A 13,846-nucleotide genomic window follows, 5' to 3' on the forward strand; every position below is an offset into this window, starting at 1 on the left:
TCCTGGTTATGGAATCTTGCCATCATACCTAGACTGACTTGCATGGATCTGTTTTCCGACGAGGCCAAACTGCAGGCTATCCCGATCGAGGATGGCGAACTGGCGCTGCTGCACCGGCTCTCCATGCCGCTGAGCAATGCCGAGATTTTCGCGCGCCTGGTCGACGAAACCGCCTGGCGCCACGAGACCATCGTCGTGTACGGCAAGCGCCATTTGCAGCCGCGCCTGACGGCCTGGCATGGCGAAGCCAGCTATGCCTATTCCGGCCTGCGCCTCGAAGCGCTGCCCATGACGCCGCTGCTGGCGCAGTTGCGCAGCGCGGTCGAAGCCGCCACCGGCCACCGCTACAACAGCGTGCTGCTGAACTATTACCGGGACGGCGCCGACAGCATGGGCATGCACAGCGACGACGAGCCGGAACTGGGTCCGCAGCCCGCCATCGCCTCGCTCAGCTATGGCGCCAGCCGGACCTTCATCCTGCGCCACAAGCGCAGCAAGCGCACGCTGAAACTCGAACTCGCCGACGGCAACCTGCTGCTGATGGCGGGGTCCCTGCAGCATCACTGGCTGCACGGGATCAACAAGACTGCAAAACCGGTTGGCGCGCGGCTCAATCTCACTTTCCGCTACATCGCTTAATTACTGGGCATTTGCCGTCAATATCAGTCATTTTATTACTGAATAATGGGTCAGTAAGTTACATGTGCTTACAGTTCTTACGAAATGGGCACTGACTTAAGCATTTGGCAGCTGCTATCTTGACCACATCGCGATTCATTTTGCATCGCGACTCAGTCAAACCAAGTAAAGGATGCCGAATATGAAAAAGCTTATCGTTGCACTGATCGCAGGCGCCGCCGCCATGACCGCCGCCCAGGCCCAGAACTTCACCACCGACCAGCCGCACGCTTACGTCGGCGTGGGCGTGGCTTCGGCCAAGAACATCCAGTCGGACGACTACAAGGCCGGCGGCAAGATCTACGGCGGCTACGAATTCAACCGTACCTGGGCTGCTGAAGCCGGCTACACCGATTTCGGCGACCATGACGCCGCCGGCGGCACCACCAAGGGCAACGGCACCTATATCGCCGCCAAGGCCACCGCGCCGGTCAACGACCAGTTTGCCGTGTACGGCAAGGTCGGCGTGCAGCATAGCGAGCGCAAGTTCGACAGCGCGGCCCTGAACCTGAAGGACACCGATACCGGCGCCTACGGTGCGCTGGGCGTGCAGTACAAGCTGAACCAGAAGGTTGCGCTGACTGCCGAGTATGAGCGCTACGGCAAGGAGAAGGATCTCGGCGCCAAGGCGAACGTCTGGACTGTTGGCGCGCACTACAACTTCTAAGTTAGCGCGACATTAAGCGACACGTGGGCACGGGGTGCCCACCCTACAGCGTAATGTACGTAGGGTGGGCTCCCCGAGCCCACGCGAATATAAAAGGGCCTTCGCGGCCCTTTTTGCTTTACAGCGGCGCGTGCATCGGTGCGCTTCGCGGCCCCATCCACGGCGGCGGCGCCAGCGGCGCCTGTGGTGCATCGAAACCGGCGGCCACGAAGCGGTGCAGCGAGGACCAGGGCCAGTCGGCGGCGTGCTGGCAAAAGCCGTGGCGCATGGGATTGCTGTGCACGTAGTCGATCAGGGCCGCGTACTCGTCGTCGTCGCCGACGCGGTAATCGCGGTAGTGGCGCTCCCAGATCGCGGCGTCGGCCGCGTTCGCCAGCGCCAGCCCGGTCTTGTGCAGCGCTTTGGAAAAGGCGATCTTGACCGCGCGCCAGCGTGTGGCGCAATCGTGGTCGCCGGGAGGCAGGGTCCAGATCGCATGCGCGTGATCGGGCAGCACTACCCAGGCATCGACGTGGAAGGGTTTGCGGATCCGGGCCTGGCGCATGGCTTCGCCGAAGGCCGAGAAGTGGTCCGTCAACAAAGTGCTATTCCGGTCCAGCAGGCGCACCGTGAAAAAGTACGTCATGCCGGGAACGCGGTTATCGCGGTAACGTGTCATGAATGATCGTGGCGTGAGCCGACCTCAACGACGCCTGATTCTACACATGAGATGGAAATCGGGCCGATCCATTTCCGCGCGAAAAAAATCGAGGCACGCACATCCGGAACCAGGCTTCAGGATTGTCCACACACGCGGCTGTCGCCAGCGAAGAATGAAAAAAAGCTCCCCGCCGGGAGCTTTTGTGGTGCGAACGCGACTAAATTGTTGCGATGCGCGCAGCTCAGGTCGTGAGCGGCTTGTAGCGGATCCGTTTCGGCTTGGCGCCTTCTTCGCCCAGGCGCTTCTTCTTGTCGGCTTCGTATTCCTGATAATTGCCGTCGAAGAAGGTGACCTGCGAGTTGCCCTCGAAAGCCAGGATGTGGGTTGCGATACGGTCCAGGAACCAGCGATCGTGCGAAATCACCATCACGCTGCCGGCGAATTCCAGCAGCGCATCTTCGAGCGCGCGCAGGGTTTCGACGTCGAGGTCGTTGGACGGTTCGTCCAGCAGCAGGACGTTGCCGCCTTGCAGCAGGGTTTTCGCCAGGTGCAGACGGCCGCGTTCGCCGCCCGACAGGTTGCCGACCACTTTCTGCTGGTCCGCGCCCTTGAAGTTGAAGCGGCCGAGGTAGGCGCGCGACGGCATCTCGAAGCGGCCGACGCTCAGCATGTCGGCGCCGCCGGTGACGTCTTCGAACACGGTCTTGTTGTTGGCCAGTTCGTCGCGGTGCTGGTCGACCAGCGACACCTTGGCGGTCTGGCCGATGGCGACTTCGCCGCTGTCCGGCTGTTCTTTGCCGGCGATCATCTTGAACAGGGTCGACTTACCGGCGCCGTTCGGACCGATGATGCCGACGATCGCGCCCGGCGGCACGGTGAAGGACAGGTTGTCGATCAGCAGGCGGTCGCCGAAGGCTTTGCTGACGTTCTTGAACTCGATGACTTCGTTACCCAGGCGCTCGGCGACCGGGATGAAGATCTCCTGGGTCTCGTTGCGCTTCTGGTATTCGTATTCGCTCAGCTCATTGAAGCGGGCCAGGCGGGCCTTCGACTTGGCTTGTCGCGCCTTCGGATTCTGGCGCGACCATTCCAGTTCCTTCTGCAGTGCTTTCTGGCGCGCCGATTCGGTCGCTTCTTCCTGCTTCAGGCGGGCCTGCTTCTGGTCCAGCCAGGACGAGTAATTGCCCTTCCAGGGGATGCCCGAACCGCGGTCCAGTTCCAGGATCCATTCGGCGGCGTTGTCGAGGAAGTAGCGGTCGTGGGTGATGCCGACCACGGTGCCCGGGAAGCGCAGCAGGAACTGCTCCAGCCACTCGACCGATTCGGCGTCCAGGTGGTTGGTCGGCTCGTCCAGCAGCAGCATGTCCGGCTTGCTCAGCAGCAGCTTGCACAGCGCCACACGGCGCTTCTCGCCGCCCGACAGCACGCTGATCTTCTGGTCCCAGGGCGGCAGGCGCAGCGCGTCGGCGGCCATCTCCATCTGCAGGTTCAGGTTGCCGCCGTCGGCCGCGGCGATGATCGACTCCAGGCGCTCCTGCTCCTTGGCGAGGGCGTCGAAATCGGCGTCTTCGTCCGCATAGGCGGCGTACACGGCTTCCAGCTTGGCTTGCGCCTCGAAGGCTTCGCCGAGGCCGGACTCCACTTCCTGGCGCACGGTCTTTTCCGGATCCAGCTGCGGTTCCTGCGGCAGGTAGCCGATGTTCAGGCCCGGCATCGGGCGCGCTTCGCCCTGGATGTCGGTATCGATGCCGGCCATGATCTTCAGCAGGGTCGACTTGCCGGAGCCGTTCAGGCCCAGCACGCCGATCTTCGCGCCCGGGAAAAAGGACAGCGAAATATCCTTCAGGATCTGCCGTTTCGGTGGGACGATCTTGCCCACGCGGTTCATGGTGTAGACGTAATTGGCCATGTGATAGGTGTAATTCGGTGAGAAATAAGGACGACAGGATACTGTAAAAATTCGGGGTCAGAGCCCGAATTTAGGCAATTTCCTAAAATCGGGGTCTGACCCCGGCTTGATGTTGATTAAGCTTGCTTTGCGGTGGCGCTTGACGGGCGGCGCAGCAGGCCCTCAAACGCGAACAGGGCGAGGGCGGCCCAGATCAGGGCGAAGCCGACCAGGCGGTCCGGCGTAAACGGTTCGTGGAACAGCCAGACGCCGAGCAGGAATTGCAGGGTCGGCGACAGGTATTGCAGCAGCCCCAGCACGGACAAGGGGATCTGGCGCGCGCCCGATGCGAACAGCAGCAGCGGGATCGCGGTGATCGGCCCGGCCGCCATCAGCAGCAGTTGCGTCGACGTCGAGCCGGTGTTGATGAAGGCGTTCTGGCCGTGCATCGTCAGCCACACCACGTAGGCGGCCGCCACCGGGAACAGCACCATGGTCTCGAAGGACAGGCCCTCCAGCGCGCCCAGCGCGGCGGTCTTGCGCAGCAGGCCGTAGCCGCCGAAACTCACCGCCAGCGCCAGTGCAATCCACGGCACGGTGCCGGCCTGCCAGGTCAGCCAGGCCACGCCCAGCGCCGCCACCGCGATCGCCGCCCACTGCGCCGGCCGCAATCTCTCCTTCAGCAGCAGGTAGCCGAGCGAGATGTTCACCAGCGGATTGATGAAGTAGCCCAGGCTGGCTTCGATCACATGGTTGTTGTTGACCGCCCAGATATAGATCAGCCAGTTCACGCTCAGCAGCACGGCGGACGCCACGAAACTGCCAAACACCCGCGGCCGGCGCACAATGGCCAGCCAGGCCCATTGCCTGCGCACGGCCAGCACGATCAGCAGGAACAGCAGCGACCACAGCATGCGGTGCGCCAGGATCTGCATCGGCGGCACCTCGCCGATGGCGTGGAAATACAGCGGGAACAGGCCCCAGCACAAGAAGGCCGAGGCGGCGGAAAGGATGCCGGTACGCATGGGGAGGGTGTGTCGATTGCAGGACCGACATTATCCCCGATCTAAAAAAGCGCTGCCGGCGATCCCCCCGTTCAGCGCATTTGCCGATTACTTGCCGATCGCGAACAGGGTGGCGTTATTGATCGCATACACCGTCCCGTCCGCGCCGATCGCGGTCGGCGTGTAGGACTCGCCCAGGCCGCTGGTCAGGCGGATCTTCTGGCTCAGCGTATTCGTGCTCAAGTCCCAGCGGTACAGCCAGCCATCCTCGCTGTTGATCAGGATGGACTTCGTAAACGGATCGACCGCGGCCGTGTTGATGCACCATTCCACCACGCCGCCCGGGAAGTCCGGGTCAAGCGTCACGCCCATCACCGCCAGCACTTCCTTCATGACCGGGACCGCAGGCGCCACCAGGTCCGGCTGGCTGGCGTTGGGATCCAGCACCGCCACCTTGTTGCGCGAATCGCCGCTGCCCGCGCGGCCGTAGTTGTTGTACTTGGTGGTGAGCAGGTACTTCGATGTGCCGGCATAGCCGGGCACCATCGATGCCGGGACGATCGAGGCCGTGTCGTCCCAGCCGAAGGAACCCGGGGTTTTGGTTTGCGCCAGCGCCGCATCGAAATGCAGCAGCCAGCCGCGCCCGTTGTGCTGGTTCTGCGTGGTCTCGAGCACGCCGAAGAAGACTTCGCCGTCCGGGCCGATGGTGGGCGAGGCGGTGCTGTCGTCGGACACCCGCGCCGGCTGTTTGGTTTGCGGATCGAGCAGCAGGACTTTCGCCTTCGCCTGCAGGGTGGCGGCATCCAGCGCGAGCAGATAGCCCTTCGAACTCGGGCCGTTGACGGCCACGTACAAGGTCTTCTGGTCCGGCGACAGGGCCGGGGCGCTGTTCATCGCCGCCTTGTCGACCGCATCGTCCTGCGCCAGCGTGGACGCCGCGACCCAGCTGCCGGCGCCGTTCGCGCCGATGCGGGCGATGCCGCCCTTCAGGCCCGCCGGATTCGAGGGCAGCGCGCTGAAGCCGAAATACAGGTTGCCCTGCGTATCCGCCGTGATCGGCGTGTTGATGAAGACCGAGGCGTCGAACGCGCCCCTGGCGCCGTTGTAGGCCGCTTCGCCGTAGAACACCAGGCTTTTCAGGGCGCCATTGGCCGCATCGGGCGCGTCGCGCAGCATCACTTTGCCGCCCGCGCCGGGGAAGGCCAGCTGGTTGCCGGCGGTGAGCGTCAGGTTGTAGCTCGGGGTCCAGCGGTGCGCCGGCATGATGTAGTCGCTGTCCAGGGTCCAGGCGAGAACCCCGGTGCGGCCGTCGTGCGCCTCGATGCGGTACAGCTCCTGCACCCCGCGCTTGACCGGCACCAGCACGGTGTTTTTGGTGGTGATGGCCGGCGAGCCATAGTGCACCAGCAGATAGCCCTGGGCGCTGTACTGCGGCGCCATGTCCACCGCGGTGCGCCAGGCGATGCGCGCCAGGTCCTGGGTCGCCACCTGCGCCTGGGCCGCGTGCTGCGCGTCGGCGCCGAAGCCCAGCCAGGCCGGCCCGCTGACCGGCGTGCCGCCGCCGACCGGAGGCGGATTGGTCACCACCGCGGAGGAACCGCCGCCGCTGCCGCCGCAGGCAACCAGCACCGCGCAGGCGAGGGTGGCAAGGGCCGCCAGGCGGCGGGCATGCGGGGTGGCTGCAGCAGTCGGCATGGCGTCTCCGTTATTAAAGTTTTGCTCACAGCTTGCCGAAAGCGCCTAAAAATTGCAACCTGGCACGAAGCCTCGGCTACACTTTATTCAGTTCGACAACAGGATTCACCCATGACGCGTTTCCGCTGCCGCCTTCTGCTCCTGCCGCTGGCGCTGTGCGCCCGTGCGCAGGCAGCGGCGCCCGCGGTGCAAACAGCGCAAACAACGCAAACAGCGCAAACAGCGCAAACAGCGCAAACAGCGCAGCCGGTCCGCCTGCGCTACCCGCTGCTGTTCGCGGCCCAGGTGCCGCCCCCGCACGATCACGCCACCCGCCTGTCCGCCTTCGCCAACCACCTGCCCGGTATCGAAGCGGTGCCGCGCGGCGGTGACCTGATGCTGCGCTACCCCGACGGCGCCCTGCGCAACCTGACCCGCGAAGCCGGCTTCGGCAGCGAGGGCGAGCAGGGCGACAAGGCGATCGCCGTGCGCGAGCCTGCAGTGCACTGGGATGGCAAGCGCGCCCTGTTCAGCATGGTGGTGGGCAGCGGCCCGAAGGCGTTCTGGCAGGTCTACGAAGCGGCCGGACTGGAAGCGGGCGGGCAGGTCCGCATCCATCGAGTGGCGGGCCAGCCAGCGGACGCGAACAACCTGTCGCCGTTCTACGCCGCCGATGGCCGGGTCCTGTTCACCTCGGACCGGCCGCGCAGCGGCCTGCCGCACCTGTACCCGCAGCTGGACGAATACGAGGCGACGCCGACCACCACCGGCATCTGGAGCCTGGACCCGGCCAGCGGCCGCCTGCGCATCCTGAATCACACGCCCAGCGGCGCCTTCAGCCCCTTCGTCGACAGCTATGGCCGCATCGTGTTCGTCCGCTGGGACCATCTGCAGCAGGACCAGCTGGCCCAGCGCGACCGCGACGCCCAGGGCAATGGCGTCGCGCTGCCCTTCAAATCCTTCAACTACGCCGGCGAAGCCGCCAATGCGCCGGCGCTGGCCACGCGCGCCGAGACCTTCCCCGAATCGCGCACCGGCGGCAGCGGCCCGTACGGGGCGGTGAGCGCCTTCACCACCAGTTTCTTCACCGCCTGGCAGATGGCGCAGGACGGCAGCGGCGAGGAGACCCTGAACCACGTCGGCCAGCACGAGCTGTCCTTCGGCCATTTCATTCCCAGCTTCCGCGATGACCCGAATTTATCCGGCCGCAGCGTCGACCGCCTGCACGCCAACCGCAACAGCGTGCGCCGCGAGGGCGGGCTGTTCCAGCTGGCCGAGGATCCGCGCCGGCGCGGCAGCTATCTCGCGATTGCGGCGCGCGACCGCGATACCTATGCCACCGGCCAGATCGTGCGCCTGAGCGGCGCGCCCGGGCTGGATGCGGAGCGGATGACGGTGGCGCCGGTGACGGCCGGGCATCCCGGCGACGCGCTGCCGACGGGGCGCTTCCGCAATCCGCTGGCGCTGGCCGACGGCACGCTGGTGGCCAGCCACGCACCCGAAGTCGATGCGCCGGCGCCGGACCGGCCGCTGGCCGGCCTGCGCCTGGTGCGCCTGGTGCGCGGCGGCGACGGCCTGTATCGCGCCGGCGCCCCGCTCACGGCCGGCATCCGGCGCAGCCTGTGGTGGCGCGGCGCGCAAGGCCGCCAGGCCTGGTCCGGTGCATTGTGGGAGCTCGAGGCGGTCGAACTGAGGCCGCGCCCGCGTCCCGTGCGCGCGCGCAGCGGGCTGGAGGCGCCGGAGCGCGCGGTGCTGGCCGCCGAAGGCGTCGACGAAGCAGCCTTGCGGCGCTGGCTGACCACGCGCGGCCTGGCGCTGATCGTCACGCGCGACCAGACCAGCCGCGATCGGGCAGAATTGCAGCAGCCTTTCAACCTGCGCGTGCCGGGCGGCGCCAGGACGGTGTCGCAGGATACGCCGGGCGGGCGCACCTACGACATCGCGCACTTCCAGCTGTTCCAGGGCGACCAGGTGCGGGCCTACCCGGGCCGCCCCGGTCGGCGCGTGCTGGCCCAGCCGTTGCACGAAGCGATCAACCCGGCCAATCCGGGCGGACCGCCGGGCAGCGTGCGGATCGCCCGCGACGGTTCGACCGCGGCGCTGGTGCCGGCCGGGCGCGCCCTGACCTGGCAGACCACCGACCCGCAGGGCACGGCGGTGGTCCGCGAACGCAACTGGATCAGCTTCCAGGCGGGCGAGATGCGGGTCTGCGCATCCTGCCACGGCGTCAACCAGCGGGACCAGGCGGGACGGTTTGCGCCCCTGAACCAGCCGGAAGCGTTGCGGGATTTACTCAAATGGTGGAAAAGCTTGCCGAAATGAGCTTCTCATCATGAAAGATTTGCATTTTTCTTGACGATATCTTATGGTGCGCTGCACCAGAACAAGCAATGGTGACATCTTGAGTGAGCAACACAAGAAAAGCAGTCTCGCGGCACTGACCCTGGCTGCCGTCGGTATCGTCTACGGCGACATCGGCACCAGCCCGCTGTACACGCTGAAAACCATCTTCGACCCGACCCACGGCCTGCCCCTGAGCACGCCGAACCTGCTCGGCATCGTCTCCCTGATCTTCTGGGGCCTGACGATGATCGTCTCGCTCAAGTACGTGACCCTGGTGCTGCGCGCCGACAACCGCGGCGAGGGCGGCATCATGGCCCTGATGGCGCTGGCGCTGAATTCCGTCACCCGCCAATCGCGCTGGCACTACGTGCTGATGATCATCGGCGTGTTCGGCGCCACCATGTTCTACGGCGACAGCGTGATCACCCCGGCGATTTCCGTGCTGGGCGCGATCGAGGGCCTGGAAGTGGCCACGCCCGGCCTCGAAAAATGGGTGGTGCCGTTGACCATCGTGGTGCTGGTGATCCTGTACAGCGTGCAGCGCCACGGCACCGCCGGCATCGGCCGCTTCTTCGGCCCGATCATGGTCGTCTGGTTCGCGGCGCTGGCCATCATGGGCGTGATCAACATCGTCGAGGCGCCGGTGATCCTGCAGGCCCTGAACCCGCTGCACGCCTTCGAATTCATGCTGCGCGAGCGCTTCATCGCCTTCGTCGCGCTGGGCGCGGTGGTGCTGTCGCTGACCGGGGCCGAAGCCCTGTATGCCGACATGGGCCACTTCGGCAAGAAGCCGATCCGCGCGGCCTGGTTCATGGTCGTGTTCCCGGCGCTGGCCCTGAACTACCTGGGCCAGGGCGCGCTCTTGATCATGCACCCGGACGCCGTCGAAAATCCCTTCTTCCACCAGCTCGGCAGCTGGAGCGTGCTGCCGCTGGTGGTGCTGTCGACGATGGCCGCGGTGATCGCCTCGCAGGCGACGATTTCCGGCACCTTCTCGATGACCAAGCAGGCGATCGCCCTCGGCCTGCTGCCGCGCATGCGCGTGATGCACACCTCCGAAAGCGAGATCGGCCAGATCTACATCCCGGCCGTCAACTGGCTGCAGCTGGCGGTGGTGCTGATCGCGGTGGTCGGCTTCGGCTCCTCCGATAAACTGGCCGGCGCCTACGGCATCGCGGTGACGGCCACCATGTTCGCCACCACCATCCTCACCTTCTTCGTGACGCGCTACCGCTGGCACCTGCCGCTGGCGCTGTGCTTCGGCGCCACTGGCTTCTTCATGATCATGGACATCATGCTGTTCTCGGCCAGCACCCTGAAGCTGCTGCATGGCGGCTGGTTCCCGCTGCTGCTGGGCGCGATCCTGCTGACCATCATGCTGACCTGGAAGCGCGGCCGCGAGCTGGTGTTCGAAAACCTCGAAAAGCACGCGATCCCGCTGGAGGACTTCTTGCAGTCCCTGTTCGTCGGCCCGCCGGCGCGCGTGGCCGGCACCGCGATCTTCCTGCGCGGCGAAACCGACGGCGTGCCGCACGCCCTGCTGCACAACCTGCTGCACAACAAGGTGCTGCACGAGCGCGTCGTGTTCCTCACGGTGCACATCCGCGAGGAGCCCTACGTGCCGGAGTCGGAGCAGGTCGAGGTGGTGTCGCTGGGCCACAACTGCTTCCAGCTGAACGTCAGCTACGGCTTCAAGGACGAGGCGAACATCCCCGACATCCTGCGCCTGTGCGCCTTGCAGCAGCTGGAATTCGAGATGATGGAGACCTCCTTCTTCATCGCGCGCCAGACCGTGATCTCGGTGCCGGGATCGGGCATGATGCCGTGGCGCGAGCACCTGTTCGTGCTCATGCAGAGGAACGCGCGCACCGCCGCCGACTACTACCAGATCCCGGCCAATCGGGTGATCGAGCTGGGGACGCAGGTAGAGATATAAATTGGCCCCCGCCTGCGCGGGGGCGACGTGGAGGAACGCGGGGGCGACGTCTTATTTAGACAAAGCCGTACAAATTTGGCATAGACAGCCACAGTGACTCCTTGGTATGGTCGAAGTTTCCTTAGTTCATCTTCGATTATTGCAAGGAGCACCATGAAACTGTTGTCCTTCCCGCTGGCAGCCGCCTTCGCCGCCGTATTGAGCCTGTCCGCCTGCGGCGGCGGCGGCGGTGATTCCGGCCCCAAGGTCGAGGTCGCCAACCCGGCCGCCCTGACCAAGACCGACACCGTGGTCGGCACCGGTACTGAAGCCGTCAACGGCAAGAACGTCACGGTCACCTACACCGGCTGGCTGTACAGCACCACCGCGGCCGGCAATAAGGGCACCCAGTTCGATACCGGCAGCTTCAGCTTCCTGCTCGGCGCGGGCAAGGTCATCGCCGGTTTCGACCAGGGCGTGGTCGGCATGAAGGTGGGCGGCAAGCGCACCGTGCTGATCCCGTCGAACCTGGGCTACGGCGCCACCGGCCAGGGCTCGATCCCGCCGAACGCCGGCCTGGTGTTCGAGATCACCCTGACCGCGGTCCAGTAAGCACGGCGTCTCACTCCCGCAGCGCCAGCGCCGGCCGGATCCGCACCGCGGCCAGCGTGTGGCGCAGGGTCGACCCCAGCGTCACCGCGCAGGCCAGCAGCAGCGCGGCGACGATGGTCCAGGCGCCGATCGGCGCCCGTTCCGCAAAGCTTCCCAGGTAGCGCTGCATGGCGATCCAGGCGAAGGGCAGCCCGGCCACGGCGCCGGCGCCCACCAGCAGCGCGAACTCGCGCAGCACCAGGCTGCCCACCGCGATCCCGTTCGCCCCATACAGCTTGCGCAGCACGATCTCGCGTTCGCGCCGCTGCACGCTGTAGGCCGCCAGCACATAGATGCCGAAGGCCGCAATCGCCATCGCGATCACGCTGGATGCCGCCAGCAGCTTGGCCAGGCGCAGGTCGTCGGCATAGAACGCCTCGACGATGAAGCTGTCCATGTGCACCACGCTCACCGGCTCGTTGGGGAAGTGGCGCGGCCAGATCTCCTCGATTGCGTGCTTCACCGCCACCGGATCGCCGCTGCAGCGGATCGTCAGGACTGACACCCGGTCGCGCAGGTAGAACACGCTCGGCTGCGCGCCCTCGCGCGCCGAACGGTGCCGGATGTCGGGCGCCACGCCCAGCACCTGCATTTGCCGGTCCTCGTTGTCGGTACCCTGGATCACCTTGCCGACTGCGTCCTGCGGGCTGGCGAAGCCGAACTTGCGCGCCGCCGAGGCGTTGATCACCACCCGGTCGGTCTGGTTCACGCGGTCCAGCGCCGCGCTGTACAGGCGGCCCGCCACCGGCTTCAGGCCATACACGTCGAAGAACTCCGGGCTCACCGAATACTGGTTGACGTCGGTCGCCTGGCCGCCTTCGCGGCGCAGCGTGGTATAGGCGTTGGTGAAGGTGACCGGCGTGCTCGACTCGGCCACGTTCGCCACGGCGGGCAGGCGCAGCACCTCGTCACGGAAAGCGCGCAGGCGCGGGTCGCGCATGTCGTTCCCGGCCGGCAGGGTCAAGAGCGGGCGCGGATCGAAGCCGGGATTCAGCGTGCTGGCGTAATGGGTCTGCCAGGCCACCGCCAGCGTGGTGCCGGTCAGGCCCATGGCCACCGCGAACTGCAGCGCGGTGAGACTGCGCCGCAGCCACAGGCCGCCCGCGGTCTCGGTGCCGTTGCGGCCGGCCAGCGCGGCGCTGGCGCGCACCCGCAGCGCCGACCAGGTCGGCCAGGCGCCGGCCGCCACGCCCAGCAGCACGCCGAAGGCCAGGGCCCCGGCGATCGCGCCAGGGCTGAACATGCGGTCGAAGCGGCGCTGCACCAGGTCGGCAAACAGCGGCAGCACCAGCCAGGCCAGCAGCAGGCCGAGCACGGTGGCGATCAGGCACACCAGCACCGACTCGGCCAGGAACTGGCGCGCCACCGCCGGCGCCGAGGCGCCCAGCACCTTGCGCATGGCGATCTCGCGCTGGCGCGCCAGGGTGCGGATGGTGGCGAGGTTGACGTAATTGGTCGCCGCCAGCAGCAGGATCAGCAGCGCCACCACGGCCAGTCCCAGCATGGCCTGGCGCTCGCCGTGGATCGGCGAGTGATCGGTCGTGTCGGGGTCGAGGTAGGCATCGGCGATCGCCCCGAGCTTGTACTCGATCACATCGCGCCCGCCGAGCGCCGCCACCTGCTCGGCATAGTCGCGTTTCACCAGCGAAGAGGCGCGCAGGCCGCGCCTGACGGCCTCCAGCACGGCTTGCGGATCGGCGCCGGGCAGCAGTTTCAGGTAGACCCGGCCGGCCGTGCCGCCCCAGGCGTTCCTGAAGTTCTTGATGGAAGGCCAGACCGTGCCGCTGGAGCCGGCCAGCGCCTCGAAGGGGATGGTGGTGGCCGCCGGCTGGTCGGCCACCACCGCCGCCACGACATACGTCTGGCGGTCGTGCTGCAGGGTCTTGCCGACCACGTCGGCGCGTCCGAACAGCCGGATGGCGGCATCCCGCGTCAGCGCCAGCGCATCCGGGCGGGTGAGGGCGGCGTGCAGGTCGCCGGCCAGCACTTTCGGCGCGAAGATCTTCTCGAAGTCCGGGTCGACCAGGGCCACGCCCAGCGTGCCGACGATGTCGCCGGCGCGCACGTCGAAGCTGACGCCGGAGACGGCGCTCGCCAGCAGCGGCTGGCCGCTCGCCAGCGCCGCGTCGCGCGCCGGCAGGCTGACGCCGTCGGACCACCCGGTGCCGATCGCCTCCACGTTCCAGTGCTGCATCAGCCGCATCACGCGCTCGCGTTCCGGCACGTTCTCGTCATAGGAAAAGGAATGGCGTACGAAGCCGAGCAGCAGGAAGCACACGGCAATGCCCACCGCCAGGCCGAACACCACCACCGCCGAATACGCCGGCTCCTTGACCAGCAGACGCCAGCCGATGCGGAAATCGCGCACACTTGTTTTCATCGTCAT

The 13,846-nt window shown here is 66.5% G+C and carries 10 protein-coding genes; 5 read left to right on the top strand and 5 right to left on the bottom strand.

Annotation, left to right across the window (positions count from 1 at the left end):
• The first annotated feature begins 42 nt into the window (after positions 1–42).
• Both ACFPO9_RS26965 and ACFPO9_RS26970 read left to right on the top strand, forming a co-directional pair.
• Positions 43–639 carry an alpha-ketoglutarate-dependent dioxygenase AlkB family protein gene (locus tag ACFPO9_RS26965; protein WP_379777385.1) on the top strand — a complete coding sequence of 199 codons (597 nt, stop codon included), beginning with the start codon at positions 43–45 and terminating at the stop codon, positions 637–639.
• Positions 640–820: 181 nt separating this feature from the next.
• Positions 821–1,345: a porin family protein gene (locus ACFPO9_RS26970; protein WP_379777387.1), complete on the top strand. Its 525-nt coding sequence runs from the start codon at positions 821–823 to the stop codon at positions 1,343–1,345.
• A gap of 118 nt (positions 1,346–1,463) precedes the next feature.
• Here the strand turns inward: ACFPO9_RS26970 and ACFPO9_RS26975 are convergent, their stop codons facing one another.
• From ACFPO9_RS26975 to ACFPO9_RS26990, 4 genes are all read right to left on the bottom strand, one after another.
• Positions 1,464–2,003, bottom strand: a complete 540-nt coding sequence (locus tag ACFPO9_RS26975; RefSeq protein WP_379777389.1) for an REP-associated tyrosine transposase — start codon at positions 2,001–2,003, stop codon at positions 1,464–1,466.
• A 223-nt stretch (positions 2,004–2,226) separates the two neighbouring features.
• On the bottom strand, positions 2,227–3,894 hold the full coding sequence (gene ettA / locus ACFPO9_RS26980) for an energy-dependent translational throttle protein EttA (RefSeq protein WP_379777391.1): 1,668 nt from the start codon (positions 3,892–3,894) through the stop codon (positions 2,227–2,229).
• Between the two features lie 116 nt (positions 3,895–4,010).
• The gene (gene rarD, locus ACFPO9_RS26985) at positions 4,011–4,898 is read right to left on the bottom strand and encodes an EamA family transporter RarD (protein WP_379777393.1); all 888 of its coding nucleotides are present in this window, start codon (positions 4,896–4,898) and stop codon (positions 4,011–4,013) included.
• Between the two features lie 87 nt (positions 4,899–4,985).
• Entirely contained in the window at positions 4,986–6,572 is a 1,587-nt protein-coding gene (locus ACFPO9_RS26990) for a hypothetical protein (RefSeq protein ID WP_379777395.1), read from the bottom strand.
• A 111-nt stretch (positions 6,573–6,683) separates the two neighbouring features.
• Between ACFPO9_RS26990 and ACFPO9_RS26995 the strand changes: the two genes are divergently transcribed.
• The 3 genes from ACFPO9_RS26995 to ACFPO9_RS27005 all read left to right on the top strand — a co-directional run bounded on the left by ACFPO9_RS26995 (position 6,684) and on the right by ACFPO9_RS27005 (position 11,421).
• Positions 6,684–8,873: an HzsA-related protein gene (locus ACFPO9_RS26995; RefSeq protein WP_379777397.1), complete on the top strand. Its 2,190-nt coding sequence runs from the start codon at positions 6,684–6,686 to the stop codon at positions 8,871–8,873.
• Between the two features lie 79 nt (positions 8,874–8,952).
• Positions 8,953–10,830, top strand: a complete 1,878-nt coding sequence (locus tag ACFPO9_RS27000; RefSeq protein WP_379777399.1) for a potassium transporter Kup — start codon at positions 8,953–8,955, stop codon at positions 10,828–10,830.
• A 153-nt stretch (positions 10,831–10,983) separates the two neighbouring features.
• Positions 10,984–11,421, top strand: a complete 438-nt coding sequence (locus ACFPO9_RS27005) for an FKBP-type peptidyl-prolyl cis-trans isomerase (protein ID WP_379777401.1) — start codon at positions 10,984–10,986, stop codon at positions 11,419–11,421.
• A gap of 10 nt (positions 11,422–11,431) precedes the next feature.
• Here ACFPO9_RS27005 and ACFPO9_RS27010 read toward each other — a convergent pair whose 3' ends face one another.
• Positions 11,432–13,846, bottom strand: a complete 2,415-nt coding sequence (locus tag ACFPO9_RS27010) for an ABC transporter permease (RefSeq protein WP_379777403.1) — start codon at positions 13,844–13,846, stop codon at positions 11,432–11,434.

Origin of the sequence: Massilia aerilata (assembly GCF_042656905.1) — a bacterium.
GTDB classification, from domain to species: domain Bacteria; phylum Pseudomonadota; class Gammaproteobacteria; order Burkholderiales; family Burkholderiaceae_D; genus Telluria; species Telluria aerilata.

What these genes read in the sequence shown, in the direction of transcription:
- ettA (WP_379777391.1), bottom strand. Translation starts at nt 3,894, where the DNA reads ATGGCCAATTACGTCTACACCATGAACCGCGTGGGCAAGATCGTCCCA.
- ACFPO9_RS26990 (WP_379777395.1), bottom strand. Translation starts at nt 6,572, where the DNA reads ATGCCGACTGCTGCAGCCACCCCGCATGCCCGCCGCCTGGCGGCCCTT.
- rarD (WP_379777393.1), bottom strand. Translation starts at nt 4,898, where the DNA reads ATGCGTACCGGCATCCTTTCCGCCGCCTCGGCCTTCTTGTGCTGGGGC.
- ACFPO9_RS27005 (WP_379777401.1), top strand. Translation starts at nt 10,984, where the DNA reads ATGAAACTGTTGTCCTTCCCGCTGGCAGCCGCCTTCGCCGCCGTATTG.
- ACFPO9_RS27010 (WP_379777403.1), bottom strand. Translation starts at nt 13,846, where the DNA reads ATGACGATGAAAACAAGTGTGCGCGATTTCCGCATCGGCTGGCGTCTG.
- ACFPO9_RS26975 (WP_379777389.1), bottom strand. Translation starts at nt 2,003, where the DNA reads ATGACACGTTACCGCGATAACCGCGTTCCCGGCATGACGTACTTTTTC.
- ACFPO9_RS26965 (WP_379777385.1), top strand. Translation starts at nt 43, where the DNA reads ATGGATCTGTTTTCCGACGAGGCCAAACTGCAGGCTATCCCGATCGAG.
- ACFPO9_RS26970 (WP_379777387.1), top strand. Translation starts at nt 821, where the DNA reads ATGAAAAAGCTTATCGTTGCACTGATCGCAGGCGCCGCCGCCATGACC.
- ACFPO9_RS26995 (WP_379777397.1), top strand. Translation starts at nt 6,684, where the DNA reads ATGACGCGTTTCCGCTGCCGCCTTCTGCTCCTGCCGCTGGCGCTGTGC.